Below are 21,849 nucleotides of genomic sequence, written 5' to 3' on the forward strand. Positions count from 1 at the left end.
CACCCGCCGCTCCGTTCCACCCGGCGCGGGCCCGGACATGCCGCTGCCCCGCCCCCCGGTCGGCGGGGCGGGGCAGCGGCATGGCGGGGAGCCGGGTCAGCGGGTGTGTTCGGTGAACCTCTTCGCCGTTTCGGCCAGGACCTCCTGGCCGTCCCGGGCCCACAGGACGTCGTTGAACAGCTCCACTTCGATGGCGCCGGTGTAGCCGGCCGCCTCGACGTGGTCCTGCCACTCCCGCATGTCGATCGCCCCGTCACCGATCTGGCCGCGGCCGGTGAGGACGCCCTCCGGGAGGGGGGTCGTCCAGTCGGCCAGCTGGAAGGTGTGGATGCGGCCGCCCGCACCGGCCCGGGCGATCTGCGCGGGCGCGGTGTCGTCCCACCAGATGTGGTACGTGTCGACCGTGACACCGACCTGGTCCGCCGGGAAACGCTCGGCCAGGTCCAGGGCCTGGGCCAGGGTCGACACCACACAGCGGTCCGCGGCGTACATGGGGTGCAGCGGCTCGATGGCCAGACGGACACCGCGCTCCCGCGCGTACGGGCCCAGTTCCGCCAGCGCGTCCGCGATGCGTTCACGGGCGCCGTGCAGGTCCTTGGAGCCGGCGGGCAGACCGCCCGAGACCAGGACCAGGGTGTCCGTGCCCAGGACCGCCGCCTCGTCGATCGCACGGCGGTTGTCCGCCAGGGCCTCCGCGCGCTCCGTCGGATCGATCGCCGTGAAGAAGCCGCCCCGGCACAACGTCGTCACCGTCAGCCCCGCGTCCCGGACCAGCTTGGCCGTGGCCTCCAGGCCGTGCGCCCGCACCGGCTCGCGCCAGAGCCCCACGTTGTGGATGCCCAACCGGGCGCAGCCGTCGGCCAGTTCAGGCAACGACAGCTGCTTCACCGTCATCTGGTTGATGGAGAAGCGCTCCAGCGACCCGCTCACTGGTTCACCCCGTACACGCTCAGCAGCGTCTTCATCCGTTCCTCCGCCAGCTTCGGGTCGGGGAACAGACCCAGCCCGTCGGCCAGTTCGTACGCCCTCGCGAGGTGCGGCAGCGAGCGGGCCGACTGCAGGCCGCCGACCATCGTGAAGTGCGGCTGGTGGTCCGCGAGCCAGGCGAGGAAGACGACCCCCGTCTTGTAGAAGCGGGTCGGGGTCTGGAAGAGGTGGCGGGAGAGTCCGACCGTGGGGTCCAGCAGCTCGCGGAAGCCCTGCGTGTCGCCCGTGTCCAGGACCCGGACCGCCTCCGCCGCCAGCGGGCCCAGCGGGTCGAAGATGCCGAGCAGCGCGTGACTGAAGCCCTGCTCGTCGCCCGCGATCAGCTCGGGGTAGTTGAAGTCGTCGCCGGTGTAGCAGCGCACGCCCTGCGGGAGCCGGCGGCGGATGTCGATCTCGCGCCGGGCGTCCAGCAGGGAGACCTTGATGCCGTCGACCTTGTCGGGGTGGGCGGCGATCACCTCCAGGAACGTGTCCGTCGCCGCGTCCAGGTCGGCTGACCCCCAGTAGCCCTCAAGCGCCGGGTCGAACATCGGGCCGAGCCAGTGCAGGATCACCGGCTCGGAGGCCTGGCGCAGCAGGTGGCCGTAGACCTCCAGGTAGTCCTCGGGGCCGGAGGCCGCCGCCGCGAGCGCCCGGGACGCCATCAGGATGGCCTGCGCGCCGGACTCCTCCACGAGGGCGAGCTGCTCCTCGTACGCCGCGCGGACCTCGTCCAGGGTCGCCGGGCCGGTCAGCTGGTCGGTGCCGACACCGCAGGCGATCAGACCGCCGACCGCCTTGGCCTCGGCGGCGCTGCGGCGGATCAGCTCGGCCGCGCCCGCCCAGTCCAGGCCCATGCCGCGCTGGGCGGTGTCCATGGCCTCGGCGACGCCCAGCCCGTGCGACCACAGGTGGCGGCGGAAGGCGAGGGTCAGGTCCCAGTCGACGGCGGCGGGGGAGTCGGGGGAGATGTCGGCGTACGGGTCGGCGACGACGTGCGCGGCCGAGAAGACCGTGCGGGAGGTGAAGGGCGTGCCGGGGGTCACCGCCAGGGGCTCGGTGCGGGGCTCGTAGGCCCGCAACGCCCCGCCGGCGCCGGGGAGTCGGATCGTCACAGCGAGATCTCCGGCACGTCGAGGCGGCGGCCCTCGGCCGAGGACTTCAGGCCCAGCTCGGCGAGCTGCACACCGCGGGCACCGGCCAGCAGGTCCCAGTGGTAGGGGGCGTCGGCGTAGACGTGCCGCAGGAACAGCTCCCACTGGGCCTTGAAGCCGTTGTCGAACTCGGTGTTGTCCGGGACCTCCTGCCACTGGTCGCGGAAGACCTCCGTGGCGGGGATGTCCGGGTTCCAGACCGGCTTGGGGGTGGCGCTGCGGTGCTGGACGCGGCAGTTGCGCAGGCCCGCGACCGCGGAGCCCTCCGTGCCGTCCACCTGGAACTCCACCAGCTCGTCGCGGTTGACGCGGACGGCCCAGGAGGAGTTGATCTGGGCGATGGCGCCGCCCTCGAGTTCGAAGACGCCGTACGCGGCGTCGTCGGCCGTCGCGTCGTAGGGCTTGTCGTTCTCGTCCCAGCGCTGCGGGATGTGCGTGGCGGTGAGCGCCTGGACGGACTTCACCCGGCCGAACAGCTCGTGCAGCACGTACTCCCAGTGCGGGAACATGTCGACGACGATGCCGCCGCCGTCCTCGGCCCGGTAGTTCCACGACGGGCGCTGGGCGGCCTGCCAGTCGCCCTCGAAGACCCAGTAGCCGAACTCGCCGCGCACGGACAGGATCCGGCCGAAGAAGCCCCCGTCGATGAGCCGCTTCAGCTTGAGCAGGCCCGGGAGGAAGAGTTTGTCCTGGACGACGCCGTGCTTGATGCCGGCCTCGTTCGCCAGCCGGGCGAGGTCCAGGGCGCCGTCGAGACCGGTGGCGGTCGGCTTCTCGGTGTAGATGTGCTTGCCGGCCGCGATGGCCTTCTTCAGGGCCTCCTCGCGGGCGGAGGTGACCTGCGCGTCGAAGTAGATGTCCACCGTCTCGTCGGCGAGGACCGCGTCCACGTCCGTGGAGATGTGCTCCAGCCCGTGCTGCTCGGCCAGGGCCTTCAGCGCGTGCTCGCGGCGGCCGACCAGGATCGGCTCGGGCCACAGCACGGTGCCGTCGCCGAGGTCGAGGCCGCCCTGCTCGCGGAGGGCGAGGATGGAGCGGACCAGGTGCTGGCGGTAGCCCATGCGCCCGGTCACGCCGTTCATGGCGATACGCACCGTCTTGCGTGTCACGTCGTTCCCTTCGTACGCGGTCGTCGCGCCGCGTACGCCCCACCCTGCACAGGCGGCCCGTAGAGCCGGCCGTGGACTGGTGAGCGTTGCAGCAAGCGCTTTCTACATACGAAGAAGCTAGCCTCTGAACCGCGGTCCGGACAAGACCGTGACCAGGACGAGTTGTTCGAGGGGGCGAACAACAGGGGGTCGGGGGCTTAAGGTCTGCTCGGAACCATGGCCATGGGTTTGTCGGGGCAGCGGGGGCCGACCTGCTGTTCCGCTCGGAACCATGGCCAGTGGTCTGAGTGTGTACGAGGGCGGAGACGAGATGCGCGACCGGAGGACGACGAGATGACGGTGACCCTGGCGGATGTGGCGGCCCGCGCACAGGTCTCACCCGCGACGGTGTCGCGCGTGCTGAACGGGAACTACCCCGTGGCGGCCTCCACCCGCGAGCGGGTGCTGAAGGCCGTGGACGAGCTGGACTATGTGCTCAACGGGCCCGCGAGCGCCCTGGCCGCCGCCACTTCCGACCTGGTCGGGATCCTGGTGAATGACATCGCCGACCCGTTCTTCGGGATCATGGCGAGCGCGATCCAGGGTGAGATCGGCGGGCCGGGCGGACGCGCGGGCGGGGAGAGACTCGCGGTGGTCTGCAACACGGGCGGCTCTCCGGAGCGGGAGCTGACGTACCTCACGCTGCTGCAGCGGCAGCGGGCGGCGGCCGTGGTGCTGACCGGCGGTGCGATCGAGGACGCGCCGCACAAGGCGGCGATGGACGCGAAGGTGCGGAAGCTGACCGAGGCCGGCACGCGGGTCGTGCTGTGCGGGCGGCCGCAGGCGCCGGACACCGGGGCGATCGCGCTGACCTTCGACAACCGCGGCGGCGGGCAGGAGCTGACCGAGCACCTCATCGGGCTCGGGCACCGGCGGCTCGGGTACATCGCGGGTCCGCAGGAGCGGACGACCACACGGCACCGGCTGGAGGGCCACCGGGCCGCGCTGGTCGCGCACGGCATCGAGGAGGACCCGCGCTGGACGGTGCACGGGCGCTACGACCGGCGGTCCGGCTACGAGGCGACGCTGGAGCTGATGCGGCGTGACCCGTCGCTGACGGCGGTCGTCGCGGCGAACGACTCCGTCGCGCTGGGCGCGTGCGCCGCGCTGCGGGACTCGGGGCTACGGATCCCGGAGGACGTGTCGGTGGCGGGCTTCGACGACCTGCCGTTCAGCATCGACGCGGTGCCTTCGCTGACGACCGTGCGGCTGCCGCTGGCCGAGGCCGGGGCCCGCGCCGGGCGGATCGCGATGGGGCGTGAGGAGGCGCCGCCCGGGGGGATCGCGTCGGTGCGGGGGGAGTTGATGGTGCGGGGGTCCTCCGGGGTGCCGCGGTCTTCTTGAGGTGCTGGGGTTTGAGGGGGCCCGGGGTTGGTGCCGGGTGTGGGTGCTGGGGCTTGAGAGGCGCGGGGTTGGTGCGGGGGGCGGGGGTGCCGGGGCTTGAGGGGGCGGGGTCGGAGTGCCGCGGGAACACACGCCCCTGCTCCGGTCGGCGCGCCCCAGTCTCGGTCGGCGCGCCCGCGCCTCGGCCTGAACGCCCCTGCTTCGGCCGGCACGTCCTCGCCTCGGCCTGAACGGCCCTGCTCCGGTCGGCGCGCCCCAGTCTCCCGGCACGTCCTCGCCTCGGCCTGAACGGCCCCACCCTCCCGTGATTCCACACCCGCCGGGCCGGCCCCTTGGACGCGTACGCAGCGGCCCCGTCAGCGGACGACCTCGAAGACGTTCTTCTGCAGACCGTTGGCGTAGGCCTCGTGCTCGACGAGCCGCAGCTTCTGGGTGTCCTTGTCCGTGGCGCTGAAGAGCCGCTTGCCCGCCCCGAGCAGGAGCGGAAAAACGAGCAGGTGGTAGCGGTCGATCAGGCCGGCGTCGGAAAGGGCCTGGTTCAGGGAGGCGCTGCCGTGGACGATGATCGGGCCGCCCTCGGTCTCCTTCAACGCGGCGACGTCGTCGAGCGAGCGCAGGATCGTCGTCTCGCCCCAGTTCGACACCAGGTTCTCCTCGGCGAGGGTGGTGGAGACGACGTACTTCGGCATCACATTGTAGTCGGCGAAGTCCTCCATGCCGGGCCACACCGGACTGAACGCCTCATAGCTGATGCGGCCCATCATCATCGCGGTGGCCTCCTTCTGCTCCCGTTCCTTGATCTCGAAGGCCTCGGGAAGGAACTCGACGTCCTTGAACGTCCAGCCGGAGTTCCGGTAGCCGGGCTCGCCGCCCGGCGCCTCCACGACGCCGTCGAGCGAGACGAAAGCGGTGCTGATCAGGGTGCGCATGCTGGGTTCCTCGGTCTCTCGTGTCGGATTCTCTTCTTCTGACTGCGGAACACGGAGAAACTCATCGGCCGTCTCCCGTCCAACCGTCCGGATCATCCCGTGCCTGGTCTCGGACGTCCTGGACGACTAGGCTCGGCCACAGATATCCCTGACTCAGTCAAGTATCGGGGGTCGACGCCATGACCGTCCAGGACATCCGCTCCTTCAACCGCTTCTACACGAACGTCATCGGCGCCCTCGACCACGGCCGCCGGCTCTACGCCCCCTACACCCTCACCGAGTCCCGCGTCCTCTACGAGCTGGCGCACGCACCGCGCACGGACGCCGCCGACCTGCGGGCCCAGCTGCACCTGGACGCCGGGTACCTGACCCGCATCCTGAACAGGTTCGAGGAGGACGGACTGGTCGAGCGCGGCCCGTCCGAGACGGATCCGCGCCGCCGCCGCATCACGCTCACCACGCCCGGCCGGCAGGCCGCCGCGCTGCTCGACGAGCGGGCGCGGCAGGCGGTCGGGGCGCTGCTGGACACGGTCCGGGCCGAGGACCGGCCGCGGCTGGCGGAGGCCCTGCGGACCGTCCGGACGATCCTGGGCGACGGCCGGGCCCCGCGCCCCGAGGACGTCGTGCTGCGCGAGCCCGTCCCCGGCGACCTCGGCTGGATCGTGCAGCGCAACGCCGCCCTGTACGCCGCCGAGTACGGCTTCGACGCCGACTACGAGGCACTGGTGGCGAGGATCGTCGCCGACTACGCCGAGGATCACGACCCGCGCCGGGAGCGGACCTGGATCGCCGAGCTGGACGGCCGGCCGGTGGGGTGCGTGATGTGCGTACGGGACGACGCGCCCGGCGCCGCCCGGCTCAGGCTCCTGCTCGTCGAGCCGGACGCGCGCGGACTCGGCATCGGCGACCGTCTGGTCGGCGCGCTGGTGGACTTCGCGCGCGAGGCGGGCTACCGCGAGGTGGTCCTGTGGACCAACGACATCCTCGCCGCGGCCCGCCGCATCTACCGGCGCCACGGTTTCGTGCTGGTCGCGGAGAAACCGCACCGCTCCTTCGGCCGGGATCTCACCGGCCAGGACTGGCGGCTGGATCTTGACGCAACACAGGAGTGACGGAGAGGAGTCGGAGGCGGGGGTGCCGGGTAGATTCCGTCTTCATGAAGCTGGCGTTCTCCACCCTCGGTGTCCCTGGCCTGCCCCTGACTGACGTCCTTCGCCTCGCGACCACGCACGGCTACCACGGCGTGGAGCTGCGCACCCATCCCGAGGAACCGGTCCACACCGGCCTCGGCGCCGCCGAACGGGCGGACGTCGCGGCCGAGTTCAAGGGAGCGGGCGTAGAGCTCCTGGGCCTGGCGGGCTACGCACGGGTCGCCGCGCCGGGCGACGACGAGCCCGTCCTGGCCGAGATCCGAGCCCTCCTCGACCTGGCCCGCGACCTCGGTGCCCCGTACGTCCGTGTCTTCCCCGGCGGCGACCTGGACGTCCAGACCCCCGAGGAGGCCGACGCGACGGCCGCCCGGCGCCTGGGCACGGCCGCCGAACACGCCAACGATCTCGGCGTACGCATCCTCCTCGAAACCCACGACTCCCACCGCACCGCCGCCGACGCCATGCGCATCCTCGGCCTGGTGGGCCACCGACAGGTCGGCGCCCTGTGGGACGTGATGCACACCTGGCTGGGCGGCGAGCAGCCTTCCGAGACCTACGCGGCGCTCTCCCCCCACCTCGGCTACGTCCAGGTCAAGGACATCGCCTCCGTCGAGGACACCACCCCCCTGCCGCTCGGCGCGGGCGTGCTGCCCCTGGCCGAATGCGTCGAGGTCCTCTCCCGCCACGGCTGGGAGGGCTGGCTCTGCTGGGAGTACGAGAAGCGCTGGTACGAGGGGGCGCCGCCGCTGCCCGACCTCCTGGAACCCGGGCGTGAGCACCTGAGCCGGTTGCTGAACGACTCGGCGTGAGGCGTCGGGCTTCGGTCAGCGGGTGCCGGGTTTGCCGAACTCCTCGATCAGCACCGGGTACTAGATGCGCCACCGCCCGCGCGTCGGTCTCCAGCGACGACACCTCGGCCGGGAACGAGCCCCGGTCGATCTGCTCGTTGTATCCCGGCAGCCACGTGGCCACCCCGGCGGCGATCTCCTGCCCGAAGGGCGCGTAGGCGGCGGCCTCGACACCCGCCGTCCTCAGCAGGACCGGGCCCTGGAGCCGGTTGGCTTCCTGCAGCGATACCGGGTTTCTCTCGCAGGGCGAAGGCAAAGCCCCCCACTAAAAAGGGGCTTGGGGGAGCCGGACTCCGGACCAGGTGTCGACTTCGCACTGTCGGTCGGCATTGTTCCCTGCGGACGCGACCGTGCCGTCGGCACGCAGGGCGAGGGTGTGCGTCGAACCGGCCGCGACGGCGACGACGTCGCGCCAATCGCCGACGTCGCACTGTCCGTAGCTGTTGTCTCCCGTTGCGAGGACCCGTCCGGAGGCAGTGACCCCGACGGTGTGGTAGCTGCCCGCGCTGAGCGCCACCACGTCTTCCCATGCATCGACCTCGCACGCCCCGGTCGCCCGGTCCCCGGTCGCCACCGCCCGCCCGTCGGCTCTGAGGCCGACGGTATGGAGATACCCGGCCGAAACGGCGGCCAGGTCGCGCCACCCTTCCACGGCACACTGCCGTCGCCGGTTGCTTCCCGCTGCCAGCGCGGAACCGTCCGACCGGACGCCGACCGAGTGCCAGTCGCCACACGAGAGGGCGACCATCTCGCGCCAGGACTCCACGTCGCACTGTCCTTCCGCACTCCGGCCGGCCGCCAGCACGCGGCCGTCCGCGAGCAGCCCGAGCGTGCGGCGCCAGCCTGCGGCCACGGCCGTGACGCCTCGCCATCCGGCGACATCACATTGCCCGTCACCGTTCCACCCGGTTGCCAGCACCGTGCCGTCCGACCGGAGTCCCACCGTGTGGGACCTGCCCGTGTTCGTCGCGGTGTGGACGTTGCCGGCTGCCACCGCGACGACGTCTTCCCATCGCTCGACACGACATTCAGCGGCTGCGGTATTGCCCACGGCGAGAACGGTTCCATCCCGGCGCCGGGCGACCGAATGACGCCTTCCGGCCGCCAGCGCCGACGAGTCCGCGAGCATGACGCCTCCTTGTGCTCGGCGCGTTCGCGAGATGAACGGCACCTTACTTCGGCCCGTTGTCAGAGGGTCGCGGAGAGCGGAGGGGCACGGCTCACCCCCGCAGTCCCCGGCCGTGACCGGGACGGACTCAGCCCGACTCGCTGCGCCGGGCGTATGCCCTGGCCGCGCGGGCGCGGTCGCCGCAGCGGGTGGAGCACCAGTGGCGGCGGCCGTGGCGGAGCAGGTAGCGGTTGCAGGGCGGGGAGCCGCAGGCGGTGAGGCGCTCAGCCGCGGGAGAGGTGAGCAGGTCGGCGGCGTCCGAGGCGAGGGTCGCCAGGGCGAGGTCGACGATCGCGGTGGTGGGATGGGGGGCCGTGCGGTAGGGGCCGGTCTTGTCGTCCCACCGCAGCAGCGGGGCCGTCGGGACCCTGGTCATCGCGTCGTTGATGGCCGTCACCGCCGCGGGCAGGGCGGGCACGCCGTCGGTGCGGGCGGCGAACAGCGACCTGATCTGTTCGCGCAGCGACCGCAGTTGGGCCGCGCACATCTCCCGCATGCCGGCGTCGACCGGTGCGAGGCCGCGCTGGGTCAGCCAGTGGTTCGCCTGCGCGGGGGTGCCCACGAGATCGAGCGTGCGCCCGCCGGGCAGTGCGATCGCGGTGTTGGCGAGGGCAAGGGAGAGGTGCTCCTCCTCGCCCTGCGCGGGCGGCGGGGCGGGCTGTTCGGTCACGGGCTCCTCCATGTTTCTCATGTTAAAGGTTGCCCGTATCCATGAGAAGCGGCTACGGTCATCTCACGGTTCAACCGCGTCTATCCGTGAGGTGCTGTGTGTCCTCTGTTCCCGTGACGGCCGACTTCCCCGTCCGCGTCCTCGGCGGCCCGACCGCCCACTTCGAGTACGGCGGCCTGCGCTTCCTGACCGACCCGACGTTCGACGCCCCCGGTGACTACGGCAGCCCGGGCCGCCCGCAGCTGACCAAGACCGCGCCCTCAGCCTCCGGCCCGGGCGACCTCGGACCCGTCGACGTGGTCCTGCTCTCCCACGACGAGCATCCCGACAACCTCGACACCTCCGGCCGGGCCCTGCTCGCCCGCATACCCCTCACCCTGACCACGCCCGGTGGCGGCGAGCGGCTGCGCGAGAGCCTCGGGGGCAAGGTCAGGGGCCTGGCCGACTGGGAGACCGTCGCACTGGACCGCCCGGGCGGCGGCACGGTCACCGTGACCGGCGTCCCCGCCCTGCACGGCCCCGGACCCCGCGAGCAGGTCGAGCCGTTCACCGGTCAGGTCGTCGGCTTCGTCCTGACCGGCGAGGGTCTGCCCACCGTCTACGTCAGCGGCGACAACGCCTCACTCGACGCCGTCCGCGAGATCGCCGGCCGCTTCGGCCCCGTCGACACCGCCGTGCTCTTCGCCGGCGCGCCCCGCTTCCCCGTCCTCTTCGACAGCCAGGTCATCGTCCTGGACAGCGCGATGGCCGCCGAGGCCGCGCGGATCCTCGGCGCCCGCCGCGTGGTCCCGGTGCACTACGACAGCTGGGCCCACTTCACCGAAGGCGGCGACGAGTTGGCGGCAGCCTTCACCGCCGCCGGACTCGCCGACCGTCTGGACTGGGGCAAGGGCGCCTGACCCGCCGTCACTTCCGCCAGAACAGGTGATGGATCACCCCGCTGGGGCTCGGCACCACATCGCAGTGGAAGCGGTCGAGCAGTTCCTCGGGCGACTCCCACAGCCGTGAGCCGGACCCGAGCACCACATGGGGCGAGACCGCCACGTGCAGCGTGTCGACCAGGTCGGCGTCCAGGAACTGCCGGATGACCGTCGCCCCGCCGCCGAGCCGGACGTCCTTGCCCCCGGCCGCCTTGCGCGCCTGGGCGAGGACCTCGGCGGGATCCCCGCCGACGAAGTGGAACGTCGTGTCGGAGAGGGTGAACGAGGGACGCTCGTGGTGCGTCATTACGAACACCGGCGTGTGGAAGGGCGGCTCGTCGCCCCACCAGCCCTGCCACTCGTGGTCCTCCCAAGGGCCGCGCTGCGGGCTGAACTTGTTGCGGCCCATGATCTCGGCGCCGATGTCGTGGTGGAAGTCGCGCACCAAGTAGTCGTCGAGGCCGCGGCTCCCGCCCGGATCGGTGCGGTTCGGCCAGCTCGCCGTGGCCCCGGCCCAGGCGAACATCGTGCCGGGATCGGCATGGCCGAACGGCCGCTCCAGGCTCTGGCCCTCACCGGCACCGAATCCGTCACTCGAGACGTTGAAGTTCTGCACACGCAGCAGCTGGGACACGGGGCTCCTCCTGTGGTCGATGCGGGTAAGACCGCCCGGACCGGCGAAACTCATCGGCGCGGGGCCGGCGAATCACACGGGCCGCGAATCGCACGGGGCCGGCGAAGCACACGGGCCGCGAATCACACGGGGCCGGCGAAACGTACGCCGCCCGGCGAATATCACGGGCCCGGCGAATCCACCGGGCCCGGCGGATCAGGCCCCGGCCTCACCCGGACTGCGCCACCACGTGGTCGATCACCTGCTTGAAGTCCGCGTCCGGGGAGAACTCCACCAGCTCGGTGTCCGCCAGGGCGAGCGGCACATGGCCGGGGCCCCAGTAGTACGCCTGCCCCGCCTCGTACTCCTCCTCGCCGGAGGCCGTCCGCATCCGGATCCGACCCTTCAGCAGATAGCCCCAGTGCGGGCACTGGCACGCGTCGTCGGGCAGCCCCTTGAGGGCCGGGCCCATGTCCGTGCCCTGGGGCAGAGTGATGTAGCTGATCGACATACCGCCCCCGATCGGCATGTTGCGCACCTCTACGCCGTCGCCTCCGAGCGCGACGGGTACGTCGTCGCGAGTCGCTGCCGTCATGGCTCCTCCGCTCGCCGTGGAAACGGACCTCCTTCCTCCACCCTGAACCGCCGGGGAGCCTCCCGCGACATCACGATCCGGTCAAGAGGTGCCTGCGGGGGCTTGATTTACCGGCGTGTAATCGATTCCATCCCTCCGTCGGTGTAATCGATTCCACGAGCACTCGCCCCAGTCGTCGCGGGTGCTCCCACGACTGATCCACAAGGAGGTGGAGCGGCGGTGGCCAGCATCAAGGACGTCGCTGCCGAGGCCGGCGTATCCGTCGCCACGGTCTCGCGCGTCCTGAACGACCATCCGTCGGTCAGCGCCGACGCACGCACCCGCGTGCTGGCCGCCGTCGAGACCCTGGGCTACCGCCCGAACGCCGTCGCCCGCTCCCTGCGCACCGACCAGACCCACACCCTCGGCCTGGTCATCAGCGACGTGATGAACCCCTACTTCACCGAGCTGGCCCGCTCCGTCGAGGAGGAGGCCCGTGCCCTCGGCTACAGCGTCATCATCGGCAACGCCGACGAGCGGCCGGACCTGCAGGACCACCACGTACGGAACCTCCTGGACCGCCGGATCGACGGACTGCTCGTCTCACCCACGGACGGCGGCTCGCCGCTGATGCTGGACGCCGTACGGGCCGGGACGCCCATGGTCTTCGTGGACCGGTGGATCCCGGGCGTGGACGTGCCGGTGGTGCGGGCGGACGGCCGGGCCGCCGTGCGGGACCTCGTGGCGCATCTGCACGGGCTCGGGCACCGGCGGCTGGCGATCATCGCGGGCCCGGCGGCGACCACGACCGGCCAGGAGCGCGTCGAGGCCTTCCGGGAGGCGCTCGGCGCGTACGGGCTCGAACTGCCCGACGCCTACACAGGGCAGGGCGACTTCCAGGCCGAGAGCGGCCGGCTGGTCACCGAGGGCTTCCTCGACCTGGCCGAGCCGCCCGAGGTCGTCTTCGCGGCCGACAACCTGATGGCGCTCGGCGCGCTGGACGCCGTACGCGCGCGGGGCCTGCGCGTCCCGGACGACCTCGCGCTGGCCGCGTTCGACGACATCCCGTGGTTCGTGCACACGGACCCGCCGGTCACCGCGATCGCCCAGCCCACGGGCGAGCTGGGCCGGGCCGCCGTACGGGCCCTGGTCGACCGCATCGAGGGGCGGCCCGGTCAGTCCGTCACCCTCCCCGCCCGGCTCGTCGTACGCCGCTCGTGCGGCGAGAACCCCACCCCAGTGCAAAGGAGCACGACGTGAGCAACGCGGACGAGTTGCTGCGCATCGAGGGCATACGGAAGACCTTCCCGGGCGTGGTCGCGCTGGACGGCGTCGACTTCGATCTGCGCCGGGGCGAGGTGCACGTCCTGCTCGGTGAGAACGGTGCCGGCAAGAGCACCCTCATCAAGATGCTCTCCGGCGCGTACACCCCCGACGCCGGGCGGATCCTGGTCGGCGGTGAGGAGACCCGCATCCAGGGTGCGCAGGACTCCGAGCGGCTCGGGATCGCCACCATCTACCAGGAGTTCAACCTGGTGCCCGACCTCACGGTCGCCGAGAACATCTTCCTCGGGCGTCAGCCGCGCCGGTTCGGGATGATCGACCGGGGGCGCATGGAGGCCGACGCGGAGGCCCTGCTGAAGCGGGTCGGCGTGGACGTGTCGCCCCGCGCGCGGGTACGCGAACTCGGCATCGCGCGCCTGCAGATGGTCGAGATCGCCAAGGCGCTCAGCCTGGACGCCCGTGTGCTGATCATGGACGAGCCGACGGCCGTGCTCACCTCCGAGGAGGTCGACAAGCTCTTCGCGATCGTGCGTGCGCTGCGCGAGGACGGCGTCGGGATCGTCTTCATCACCCACCACCTCGAGGAGATCGCCGCACTCGGCGACCGCGTGACGGTCATCCGGGACGGGAAGAGCGTCGGCCAGGTCCCCGCCTCCACCCCCGAGGACGAACTCGTCCGGCTCATGGTCGGGCGCTCCATCGAGCAGCAGTACCCGCGCGAACGGGCCGACCGGGGCGCCGCGCTGCTGTCCGTCGAGGGACTCACCCGGGACGGCGTCTTCCACGACGTCGGCTTCGAGGTGCACGCCGGTGAGGTCGTCGGCATCGCGGGACTGGTCGGCGCGGGCCGTACCGAGGTCGTTCGGGCCGTCTTCGGAGCCGACTCGTACGACAGGGGCACCGTCAAGGTCTCCGGCGCCCCGATCGCCAAGTACGACGTCAACGCGGCGATGACCGCCGGGATCGGGCTCGTTCCCGAGGACCGCAAGGGCCAGGGCCTGGTGCTGGACGCCTCCGTCGAGGAGAACCTCGGCCTGGTGACCCTGCGGTCGGCCACGCGCGGCGGGCTCGTCGACCTCAAGGGGCAGCGCGCGGCCGCCGGGCGGATCGCGAAGCAGCTCGGTGTGCGGATGGCCGGACTCGGCCAGCACGTGCGCACCCTCTCCGGCGGCAACCAGCAGAAGGTCGTCATCGGCAAGTGGCTGCTCGCCGACACCAAGGTGCTGATCCTCGACGAGCCGACGCGCGGCATCGACGTCGGCGCCAAGGTCGAGATCTACCAGCTCGTCAACGAACTCACCGCTGCCGGCGCGGCCGTCCTGATGATCTCCAGCGACCTGCCCGAGGTGCTGGGCATGAGCGACCGGGTGCTGGTGATGGCCCAGGGCCGGATCGCCGGTGAACTCTCCGCCGACGAGGCGACCCAGGACGCCGTGATGGCACTCGCAGTAAGCAACCCCAGCACTGACAAGGAGGCCTCCCGTGGCCACTGACACGCTCAAGAGCACGACGGGCGCGGGTGGCGCCTCGGGAGGCCTGCGCCGCCTCCTGCTCGACAACGGCGCGCTCACCGCGCTCATCGTCCTCGTCATCGCGATGTCGGCGCTGTCCGGCGACTTCCTGACGACGGACAACCTGCTCAACGTCGGCGTACAGGCGGCCGTGACGGCCATCCTCGCCTTCGGCGTGACCTTCGTGATCGTCTCCGCGGGCATCGATCTGTCCGTCGGCTCGGTCGCCGCGCTGTCCGCCACGGTCCTCGCCTGGAGCGCCACCTCGGCGGGCGTCCCGGTCTTCCTCGCCGTCCTCCTCGCCATAGCGACGGGCATCGTCTGCGGCCTGGTCAACGGCATCCTGATCTCCTACGGCAAGCTGCCGCCGTTCATCGCCACGCTGGCCATGCTGTCGGTGGCCCGCGGTCTGTCCCTCGTCATCTCCGAGGGCTCGCCGATCGCCTTCCCCGACTCCGTCTCCCACCTCGGCGACACCCTCGGCGGCTGGCTGCCGGTGCCGGTCCTGGTGATGGCCGTCATGGGCCTGATCGCGGCCTTCGTGCTCGGCCGGACCTACATCGGCCGCTCCATGTACGCGATCGGCGGCAACGAGGAGGCCGCCCGGCTGTCCGGCCTGCGCGTCAAGAAGCAGAAGCTCGCCATCTACGCCTTCTCGGGCGTCTTCGCCGCCGTCGCCGGTGTCGTGCTCGCCGCCCGCCTCTCCTCCGCGCAGCCCCAGGCCGCCGACGGCTACGAGCTGGACGCGATCGCCGCCGTCGTCATCGGCGGTGCCTCCCTCGCGGGCGGCACCGGCAAGGCGTCCGGCACACTCATCGGCGCGCTGATCCTGGCCGTGCTGCGCAACGGGCTCAACCTGCTGAACGTGTCCGCGTTCTGGCAGCAGGTCGTCATCGGTGTCGTCATCGCGCTCGCGGTGCTGTTCGACACGCTGCGGCGCAAGGCGGGCGCGACCCCGGTGGCCGGTGCCTCCCAAGGAGGCAAGGGCAGGCAGGCGGCGACCTACGGACTCGCGGCCGTGGTCACCGTCGCGATCGTCGGCGCCACGTCGTTCCTGCACAACGGCTCCGCCTCCGCGGACAAGCCGAAGATGGGCCTGTCGCTGTCGACCCTCAACAACCCCTTCTTCGTGCAGATCCGGGCGGGCGCCCAGGCCGAGGCGAAGAAGCTGGGCGTCGACCTGACCGTCACGGACGCCCAGAACGACGCCTCCCAGCAGGCCAACCAGCTGCAGAACTTCACCAGTTCCGGCCTCGGCGCGATCATCGTCAACCCGGTGGACTCGGACGCCGCGAGCAACTCCGTCAAGGCCGCGGACAAGGCGAAGATCCCGGTCATCGCGGTCGACCGGGGCGTCAACAAGGCGCCGGTGGACACCCTCGTCGCCTCCGACAACGTCGCCGGCGGTGAACTCGCCGCCAAGACCATCGCCGACAAGCTGGGCGGCAAGGGCAAGATCGTGATCCTCCAGGGCCAGGCCGGCACGTCCGCGGCCCGGGAGCGCGCGCAGGGCTTCGCCAACGGCCTCAAGGCCTTCCCGGGCATCCAGGTCGTCGCCCAGCAGCCCGCCGACTTCGACCGCACCAAGGGCCTCGACGTGATGTCGAACCTGCTCCAGGCCCACCCGGACGTCCAGGGCGTCATCGCCGCCAACGACGAGATGGCGCTCGGCGCGATCAAGGCCCTGGGCTCCAAGGCCGGCAAGTCGGTCTCGGTCGTCGGCTTCGACGGCACGCCGGACGGACTGAAGGCGGTCGAGGGCGGCACGCTGTACGCGTCCGTGGCGCAGCAGCCCTCCCAGCTGGGCAAGATCGCCGTGGACAACGCCCTGAAGGCACTCCAGGGCAAGGACGTCGAGGAGACGGTGAAGGTGCCGGTGAAGGTGGTCACCAAGGAGAACGTGGCCGGCTTCAGCGGCTGACATCGGGGAACGGCCGGGCGGTCACCACAGCTGGTGGACCGCCCGGCCATGTCACTCACGTGGGGAGCAACTCATGTACGACTACGACCTCCTGGTCGTGGGGTCGGCCAACGCCGACCTGGTGATCGGAGTGGAGCGCCGGCCCGGTGCCGGCGAGACCGTGCTCGGCTCCGACCTGGCCGTCCACCCGGGCGGCAAGGGCGCGAACCAGGCGGTCGCCGCCGCCCGGCTGGGTGCCCGTACGGCGCTGCTGGCCCGGGTCGGCGACGACGCGCACGGCAGGCTGCTGCTGGACTCGCAGCGCGAGGCGGGTGTCGACACGGTGGGAGTCCTGGTGGGCGGCGCGCCGACCGGCGTCGCGCTGATCACGGTCGACCCGTCCGGGGACAACAGCATCGTCGTCTCGCCCGGCGCCAACGCCCGTCTCACACCCGAGGACGTCAGGGCCGCCGGGTGCCTCTTCCAGGGCTCCCGGGTGGTCTCGGCGCAGCTGGAGATCCCGCTGGAGACGGTGGTGGAGACCGTACGGAACCTGGCTCCCGAGAGCCGTTTCGTGCTGAACCCCTCGCCGCCACGCCCCCTTCCGCCGGAGGTGCTGGCGGCCTGCGACCCGCTGATCGTGAACGAGCACGAGGCGAAGGTGATCCTGGGCGACTCCGCCGTCGGGGACACCCCCGAGGACTGGGCGCGGATCCTGCTCGCCAAGGGCCCGAGGTCGGTGGTGGTGACGCTGGGCGGACAGGGCGCGCTGGTGGCGTCGTCGGAGGGTGTCGCGCGCGTGCCGGCCGTGAAGGTGGACGCGGTGGACACGACGGGAGCGGGCGACTCCTTCACCGCGGCGCTGGCCTACCGGCTGGGCGCGGGCGAGTCGCTGGCGGAGGCGGCGTCGTACGCGGCCCGGGTGGGTGCCGCGACCGTGACCAAGAAGGGCGCGCAGGCCTCCTTCCCGACGGCGGCGGAGGTCGCCGGCTCATGAAGAAGGCCGGAATACTGAACCGTCACCTCGCCGGAGCGCTGGCCGAGCTCGGCCACGGCGACGGGGTGCTGGTGTGCGACGCGGGCATGCCGATCCCCGACGGCCCCCGGGTGGTGGACCTGGCCTTCCGGGCGGGCGTGCCGTCGTTCGCCGAGGTGCTGGACGGGCTGCTGGCCGAGCTGGTGGTCGAGGGGGCGACGGCGGCGCAGGAGCTGCGGGAGGCCAACCCGGAGGTGTCGTCGCTGCTGGAAGGGCACTTCCCGGGGCTGGACCTCGTATCGCACGAACGGCTCAAGGAGCTGTCGGCGGGGGCCCGGCTGGTCGTCCGCACGGGCGAGGCACGGCCGTACGCGAACGTCCTGCTGAGGTGCGGGGTCTTCTTCTGACACCCGCGAAGGGCCGGAGGAGGCTCTGAACGGTTTCGAGGGGGCCCGGTCCATCGACCGGGCCCCCTCGGCTTTTCCCCTCCCGTCAGGAACCCCGACGATCCCCCCAGATCCCCTCCCCCAAGGGTCCTGACACCAAGTACGACCCGTGGAGGGCGAGAAGGGTTGCACGGCAGGTAAGAAATTCTTGCCGGATTCTTGCCGGTCTTCAGAGGAACTGTCCCGCGCCGTGGCGGCGTACGCTGAATTCATGGCGCTTCTTCGGGCCAAAAGGGGGCATACGGGACGGGGGTCGTCGGGTGAGCGGAGTTCCCCTGTGTTCGTCGACTCCTCCGGTCGGCGTGCCCGGTATCTGCGACGAACCGGCTACGGGCTGGCCACCGCCGCGGCCGCGTACATGGCGGTACTGGGCCTGAGCCTGATGGGAGCAACTCCCTTCGCCCCGGGGGCCATCCTGCCCGGCGACATCGCGGCGCCCGCCGCACCGGGACCCCGCACACCCGGCCCGACGCCCCAGGAACCCGGTGAGCTTCCCGCGTCGGACCGTGTGGGCCCCGGCGCCCCGAGCACCCTGCTCATTCCGCGATCCACCGAGCCCGGCGCTCCCGTCGCCCCGCCCCTGGCGCCCGGGGACCCACCGCTCGGCTCACCTGCACCTCCTGACACACCGGAACCGCAAGCACCCACGACCTCACCGGCGCAGCCCTCGGCCCCCGGGGACCCACCCGCCCCCACCCCCGCGCCCGGCACGGGCACCACCCCCGCCTCGCCTCCGCCCTCTCCGCCCTCGTCCTCTCCGCCCTCTCCGCCCTCTCCTCCCTCGTCCTCTCCTCCCGCTCCGCCGAGCACCGCCCCGTCGGCCCCCGAGCCCCCGGCGCCGACGCCGCCGCCCGCCTCCCAGCCCACCGGGGCGGCCCCCAGCCCCGTGGCGCCGTCCGGTTCCACGGCCACCCTCTTGCCCTCCGCCCCCTCGGTGGCCGAGGCCCCCTGATGCGGCGGCGCCCTCACCGGTCACCCGTCCGCTCACCGAGGTCGCCCGGTCCGCGGCGGACGCGAGCGTCCCTGTCGCCGCGGCACCGGTTCCGCATCGTCGTTCCCCTCCTCCTGCTGGCCTTCGTCGCCTCGGTCCTCCTGATCGAGGGCTACACCACGCGGGGCTTCGCCGGGGACCAAGAAGGGCGCGGCGGGCGCCCCTCCACCGGCGTCCCCCGCGTGATCGCCGGCGGTGGCCCGGTCGTCGACACGACCGACGATCACCTGCGGACCTATCGCACACCGGCCAAGACCGTCGTGCTGACCTTCGACGACGGCCCCGACCCCACCTGGACGCCCCGCATCCTGGCCGTTCTCGATCACCACGGCACGCCCGGCACCTTCTTCGTCACCGGGCAACAGACCGTCCGGCACCCGGGAGTTCTGCGCCGTGTGATCGGTTCCGGTCACGAGATCGGTGTGCACACCTTCTCCCACCCGGACCTGACCACCCAGTCCGCGAGCGCCGTCGACCGTGAGCTCGCGCTGACCCAACTCGCCCTCGCCGGGGCCGGGGGCATCAACACGTCGCTGATGCGGATGCCCTACTCCTCGACCACCTCGGCCCTCGACACCCGGGCGTGGGCCGTCACCCGGCGCCTGGGGGAGAGGGGTTACGTCCTGGCATTCATCGACCAGGACACCCACGACTGGCGACGTCCGGGCGCCCGGGCCATCGCCGACGCGGCCATGCCCGACGAGCCGGCCGGCGGCGCGGTCATCCTCCTGCACGACGCGGGAGGAGACAGATCACAGACCGTCGAAGCCCTCGAGAGCCTGATCCCCCGGCTGAAGGCCCAGGGGTATCGCTTCACCACCCTCGCCGACCTCGTCGGCACCGACAGTTTCACCAGCCCCGTCAGTACAGCGGAGTTGTGGCAGGGCCGCATCTTCGTCGCCGCCGTCACCGTGTCGGGGACAGCGGTGTCGGCCGTCAGCATGCTGCTGCTGGTGGTCGGTTCGCTCGTCCTCGCACGGTGTGTGCTCCTGCTCTGTCTGGCCCGCCACCACGCCCGTCGGTACCGGCGCCGGCACACCGGCGCACACCGACCCGTCACCCGGCCTGTCAGCGTCGTCGTACCCGCCTACGACGAGGAGCTGTGCATCCCCAAGACACTCCGTTCGCTCGCCGCGAGCGACCACCCCGTCGAGATCATCGTCGTGGACGACGGATCCCGCGACGGCACCGCCGACCTCGCGGAGTCCCTCGCCCTGGAGAACGTCACCGTCATCCGGCAGCCCAACGGCGGCAAACCGTCCGCCCTCAACAACGGTGTCCTGCGGGCCTCGCACGACCTCGTCGTCATGCTGGACGCCGACACCGTCTTCGCCCCCTCGACCGTCGGCCGCCTCGTCCAGCCGTTCGCCGACCCCCGCGTCGGCGCCGTGGCGGGCAACGCCAAGGTCGGCAACCGTCGGCATCTGCTCGGCCGGTGGCAGCACATCGAGTACGTCATGGGCTTCAACCTCGACCGCCGCATGTACGACCTGCTGCACTGCCTGCCCACCATTCCCGGTGCCGTGGGGGCATTCCGCGTCGAGGCCCTGCGGGACGCCGGGATGATGAGTGCGGACACCCTCGCCGAGGACACCGACATCACCATGGCCCTGCACCGGGCCGGGTGGGAGATCCGCTACGTGCCGGACGCCCTCGCCTGGACCGAGGCACCGGTCTCGCTGCGGCAACTGTGGCGCCAGCGCTACCGATGGAGCTACGGCACGATGCAGGCGGCGTGGAAGCACCGGCACGCGCTGGTCGAGCGCGGCCCCGCTGGCCGCTTCGGCCGCATCGGCCTGCCCTTGCTGGCCGTCTTCCAGATCTTCACCCCGCTGCTCGCCCCGCTGATCGACCTACTGGCCCTGTACGGCCTGGTGTTCGGGAACCCGCTCACCACGGTGCTGGCCTGGACCGGCGTGCTGGCTGTGCAGGCCGTCTGCGCCGCGTACGCCTTCCACCTCGACGGCGAACCGCTCCGGCCCCTGTGGGCGCTCCCGCTCCAGCAGGTCGTCTACCGTCAGGTGATGTACCTGGTCCTCGTCCAGGCCTGCCTGACCGCGATCAACGGTTACCGACTGCCCTGGCAGCGGCTCAAGCGCAGCGGAGACGTGATGCTGCCGCCTCAGCCCTCCACCCGCGGGACGTGAACCGGCCTCGGGGCAGGTGGTGCCGGGCGCCCCCTACGCCGGATGGCTCACCCGGTTCGCCGAGGTCACCGCCACGTTCTGACCAGGCCCTTCCTCACGCCCGCTCGCTCAAGCCCCCTCGGCGCATCGCACGATCGGGTTGAGTTGCCCGCCCTCGGGGCCGTCAGCCTTTCTCCCGGGTGCTTCTGCGCTCAGGGTGTGATCATGAAAACTTTCCGACTGCACTCCGTGCACCGTTCGCTGGCGCACTCGGCCGGCGCCACCGTCATCGTCCTCGCAGCAGTCCTGACCTCCGCCGCCCCTGTCGCGGCCCACGCCGCCGCGTCGCCCGACCGCGAGGACGGCCGGACCTCTTCGTGCCAGACGACCCGCGTGCAGAGGCAGGGCCTCGAAAACATCGTCTGGGGTGTGCTGTTCGGGCCCCAGGTCATGCTGAGACAGGAGACCGGGTGCGACGAGGGCGCGGCGGCGGGTGAGCAGGAAGAGACCGGAGGCGTCATGCGGCCTGTGTTGGCCCCCTGACCTGCTGACGTGCTGTGCAGCCGTGCGGGCGCCTTGCGCCCCTCCCGGCGGTTTCGGGTACGGGGAGGGAGCCCTGGGCTCCCTCCTGTATTGGCCTTCTCGACGCGAAGGCGTGAAACGCGGTAAGACGCGGCGAGCCCGCCCGTGGTGCGACGTGGAGAGCCGCCGGACGGCGCTCCCCCACGTCACCGGGAGCGCACCGGGAGCCGGCGGGTCAGCAGGTACGTGAGAGCGCCGTCGTCCTCCACGATGTCCCGCGTGTGCTCGAACCCGATCTTGCCCAGCAGGCGCAGTGACGCCCGGTTCTGCGCGGCCACGGTGGCGTGCACCTCGGTCAGCCCGAGCGCCTCGAAGCCGTAACCCACGAGCGCCTCCGCCAGCTCCGTTCCGAGCCCGCTGCCCCAGACCTCGGGTCCCAGGGCATAGACGATCTCGTGACCACCGGTCTCTTCGGTCCGCTTGATCTCCGCGTGTCCGACCAGGAGCCCCTCACGCCGGACCGCCCACACGTCGAACAGGTCCCCCGCGTACACCTTGCTGAAGATTCGCCCGAACAGCGCCCGGTCCTCCGCCTCGGCAACAGGCCC

Annotated in this window: 20 protein-coding genes and 1 pseudogene; 11 read left to right on the forward strand and 10 right to left on the reverse strand. The window is 71.8% G+C overall.

Going from position 1 to position 21,849, the window contains the following annotated elements:
* Positions 1 to 96 precede the first annotated feature (96 nt).
* The 3 genes from ABT116_RS24610 to ABT116_RS24620 are packed head-to-tail and all read right to left on the reverse strand — an operon-like array spanning position 97 to position 3,229.
* The gene (locus ABT116_RS24610) at positions 97 to 894 is read right to left on the reverse strand and encodes a sugar phosphate isomerase/epimerase family protein (protein WP_351637632.1); all 798 of its coding nucleotides are present in this window, start codon (positions 892 to 894) and stop codon (positions 97 to 99) included.
* Positions 895 to 926: 32 nt separating this feature from the next.
* On the reverse strand, positions 927 to 2,081 hold the full coding sequence (locus tag ABT116_RS24615) for a dihydrodipicolinate synthase family protein (RefSeq protein WP_351637573.1): 1,155 nt from the start codon (positions 2,079 to 2,081) through the stop codon (positions 927 to 929).
* Positions 2,078 to 3,229, reverse strand: a complete 1,152-nt coding sequence (locus tag ABT116_RS24620; RefSeq protein WP_351637575.1) for a Gfo/Idh/MocA family protein — start codon at positions 3,227 to 3,229, stop codon at positions 2,078 to 2,080. Before ABT116_RS24620 ends, ABT116_RS24615 begins: the two co-directional genes overlap by 4 nt.
* A 333-nt stretch (positions 3,230 to 3,562) precedes the next feature.
* On the opposite strand from ABT116_RS24620, the gene ABT116_RS24625 reads away from it, so the two are divergent.
* Positions 3,563 to 4,612: a LacI family DNA-binding transcriptional regulator gene (locus tag ABT116_RS24625; protein WP_351637577.1), complete on the forward strand. Its 1,050-nt coding sequence runs from the start codon at positions 3,563 to 3,565 to the stop codon at positions 4,610 to 4,612.
* Positions 4,613 to 4,968: 356 nt separating this feature from the next.
* Here ABT116_RS24625 and ABT116_RS24630 read toward each other — a convergent pair whose 3' ends face one another.
* Complete coding sequence (locus ABT116_RS24630; protein WP_351637579.1) at positions 4,969 to 5,541, reverse strand: dihydrofolate reductase family protein; 573 nt, start codon at positions 5,539 to 5,541, stop codon at positions 4,969 to 4,971.
* Positions 5,542 to 5,720: 179 nt separating this feature from the next.
* Between ABT116_RS24630 and ABT116_RS24635 the strand changes: the two genes are divergently transcribed.
* Positions 5,721 to 6,653 (forward strand): bifunctional helix-turn-helix transcriptional regulator/GNAT family N-acetyltransferase, encoded by a 933-nt coding sequence (locus ABT116_RS24635; RefSeq protein ID WP_351637581.1) that lies wholly within the window; start codon positions 5,721 to 5,723, stop codon positions 6,651 to 6,653.
* Positions 6,654 to 6,697: 44 nt separating this feature from the next.
* Complete coding sequence (locus ABT116_RS24640; protein ID WP_351637583.1) at positions 6,698 to 7,501, forward strand: sugar phosphate isomerase/epimerase family protein; 804 nt, start codon at positions 6,698 to 6,700, stop codon at positions 7,499 to 7,501.
* 91 nt (positions 7,502 to 7,592) lie between these two features.
* Here ABT116_RS24640 and ABT116_RS24645 read toward each other — a convergent pair.
* From ABT116_RS24645 to ABT116_RS24655, 3 genes and pseudogenes are all read right to left on the reverse strand, one after another.
* Positions 7,593 to 7,796, reverse strand: a pseudogene (locus ABT116_RS24645) (imine reductase family protein); the annotation flags it as partial.
* 9 nt (positions 7,797 to 7,805) lie between these two features.
* On the reverse strand, positions 7,806 to 8,669 hold the full coding sequence (locus ABT116_RS24650) for an RCC1 domain-containing protein (RefSeq protein WP_351637587.1): 864 nt from the start codon (positions 8,667 to 8,669) through the stop codon (positions 7,806 to 7,808).
* Between the two features lie 127 nt (positions 8,670 to 8,796).
* Positions 8,797 to 9,390, reverse strand: coding sequence for a CGNR zinc finger domain-containing protein (locus ABT116_RS24655; RefSeq protein ID WP_351637591.1), 594 nt, complete (start codon positions 9,388 to 9,390; stop codon positions 8,797 to 8,799).
* Positions 9,391 to 9,476: 86 nt separating this feature from the next.
* On the opposite strand from ABT116_RS24655, the gene ABT116_RS24660 reads away from it, so the two are divergent.
* Entirely contained in the window at positions 9,477 to 10,277 is an 801-nt protein-coding gene (locus ABT116_RS24660; protein WP_351637594.1) for an MBL fold metallo-hydrolase, read from the forward strand.
* Positions 10,278 to 10,284: 7 nt separating this feature from the next.
* Here the strand turns inward: ABT116_RS24660 and ABT116_RS24665 are convergent, their stop codons facing one another.
* Positions 10,285 to 10,932, reverse strand: a complete 648-nt coding sequence (locus ABT116_RS24665; protein ID WP_351637598.1) for a dihydrofolate reductase family protein — start codon at positions 10,930 to 10,932, stop codon at positions 10,285 to 10,287.
* A gap of 208 nt (positions 10,933 to 11,140) precedes the next feature.
* Positions 11,141 to 11,506, reverse strand: coding sequence for a cupin domain-containing protein (locus tag ABT116_RS24670; RefSeq protein WP_351637601.1), 366 nt, complete (start codon positions 11,504 to 11,506; stop codon positions 11,141 to 11,143).
* A 219-nt stretch (positions 11,507 to 11,725) separates the two neighbouring features.
* Here ABT116_RS24670 and ABT116_RS24675 point away from each other — a divergent pair, with 219 nt between their 5' ends.
* The 7 genes from ABT116_RS24675 (at position 11,726) to ABT116_RS24705 (ending at position 21,262) form a co-directional block, all read left to right on the forward strand.
* The gene (locus ABT116_RS24675; RefSeq protein WP_351637604.1) at positions 11,726 to 12,745 is read left to right on the forward strand and encodes a LacI family DNA-binding transcriptional regulator; all 1,020 of its coding nucleotides are present in this window, start codon (positions 11,726 to 11,728) and stop codon (positions 12,743 to 12,745) included.
* Entirely contained in the window at positions 12,742 to 14,262 is a 1,521-nt protein-coding gene (locus ABT116_RS24680) for a sugar ABC transporter ATP-binding protein (protein WP_351637608.1), read from the forward strand. Before ABT116_RS24675 ends, ABT116_RS24680 begins: the two co-directional genes overlap by 4 nt.
* Positions 14,252 to 16,201 carry an ABC transporter permease/substrate-binding protein gene (locus tag ABT116_RS24685; RefSeq protein WP_351637612.1) on the forward strand — a complete coding sequence of 650 codons (1,950 nt, stop codon included), beginning with the start codon at positions 14,252 to 14,254 and terminating at the stop codon, positions 16,199 to 16,201. The genes ABT116_RS24680 and ABT116_RS24685 overlap by 11 nt, the downstream gene beginning before the upstream one ends.
* A gap of 73 nt (positions 16,202 to 16,274) precedes the next feature.
* On the forward strand, positions 16,275 to 17,177 hold the full coding sequence (locus ABT116_RS24690) for a ribokinase (protein WP_351637616.1): 903 nt from the start codon (positions 16,275 to 16,277) through the stop codon (positions 17,175 to 17,177).
* Positions 17,174 to 17,563 (forward strand): D-ribose pyranase, encoded by a 390-nt coding sequence (gene rbsD, locus ABT116_RS24695; protein ID WP_351637620.1) that lies wholly within the window; start codon positions 17,174 to 17,176, stop codon positions 17,561 to 17,563. The genes ABT116_RS24690 and rbsD overlap by 4 nt, the downstream gene beginning before the upstream one ends.
* Before the next feature lie 990 nt (positions 17,564 to 18,553).
* Complete coding sequence (locus tag ABT116_RS24700; RefSeq protein WP_351637624.1) at positions 18,554 to 20,740, forward strand: bifunctional polysaccharide deacetylase/glycosyltransferase family 2 protein; 2,187 nt, start codon at positions 18,554 to 18,556, stop codon at positions 20,738 to 20,740.
* A gap of 204 nt (positions 20,741 to 20,944) precedes the next feature.
* Positions 20,945 to 21,262, forward strand: a complete 318-nt coding sequence (locus tag ABT116_RS24705; protein WP_351637628.1) for a hypothetical protein — start codon at positions 20,945 to 20,947, stop codon at positions 21,260 to 21,262.
* A gap of 185 nt (positions 21,263 to 21,447) precedes the next feature.
* On the opposite strand, the gene ABT116_RS24710 is transcribed toward ABT116_RS24705, so the two are convergent.
* On the reverse strand, positions 21,448 to 21,849 hold a 402-nt coding region (locus ABT116_RS24710), incomplete at its 5' end, for a GNAT family N-acetyltransferase (protein ID WP_351637630.1).

The sequence above is a fragment of the Streptomyces sp. NPDC002130 genome, assembly GCF_040296465.1.
In the GTDB taxonomy this organism is placed as follows: Bacteria; Actinomycetota; Actinomycetes; order Streptomycetales; family Streptomycetaceae; genus Streptomyces.

Excerpts from the sequence above, each read along its gene's own strand:
- ABT116_RS24670 (WP_351637601.1), bottom strand. The coding sequence starts at position 11,506 with ATGACGGCAGCGACTCGCGACGACGTACCCGTCGCGCTCGGAGGCGAC.
- ABT116_RS24700 (WP_351637624.1), top strand. The coding sequence starts at position 18,554 with ATGCGGCGGCGCCCTCACCGGTCACCCGTCCGCTCACCGAGGTCGCCC.
- rbsD (WP_351637620.1), top strand. The coding sequence starts at position 17,174 with ATGAAGAAGGCCGGAATACTGAACCGTCACCTCGCCGGAGCGCTGGCC.
- ABT116_RS24625 (WP_351637577.1), top strand. The coding sequence starts at position 3,563 with ATGACGGTGACCCTGGCGGATGTGGCGGCCCGCGCACAGGTCTCACCC.
- ABT116_RS24690 (WP_351637616.1), top strand. The coding sequence starts at position 16,275 with ATGTACGACTACGACCTCCTGGTCGTGGGGTCGGCCAACGCCGACCTG.
- ABT116_RS24635 (WP_351637581.1), top strand. The coding sequence starts at position 5,721 with ATGACCGTCCAGGACATCCGCTCCTTCAACCGCTTCTACACGAACGTC.
- ABT116_RS24630 (WP_351637579.1), bottom strand. The coding sequence starts at position 5,541 with ATGCGCACCCTGATCAGCACCGCTTTCGTCTCGCTCGACGGCGTCGTG.
- ABT116_RS24655 (WP_351637591.1), bottom strand. The coding sequence starts at position 9,390 with ATGGAGGAGCCCGTGACCGAACAGCCCGCCCCGCCGCCCGCGCAGGGC.
- ABT116_RS24705 (WP_351637628.1), top strand. The coding sequence starts at position 20,945 with ATGAAAACTTTCCGACTGCACTCCGTGCACCGTTCGCTGGCGCACTCG.
- ABT116_RS24610 (WP_351637632.1), bottom strand. The coding sequence starts at position 894 with ATGACGGTGAAGCAGCTGTCGTTGCCTGAACTGGCCGACGGCTGCGCC.
- ABT116_RS24640 (WP_351637583.1), top strand. The coding sequence starts at position 6,698 with ATGAAGCTGGCGTTCTCCACCCTCGGTGTCCCTGGCCTGCCCCTGACT.
- ABT116_RS24650 (WP_351637587.1), bottom strand. The coding sequence starts at position 8,669 with ATGCTCGCGGACTCGTCGGCGCTGGCGGCCGGAAGGCGTCATTCGGTC.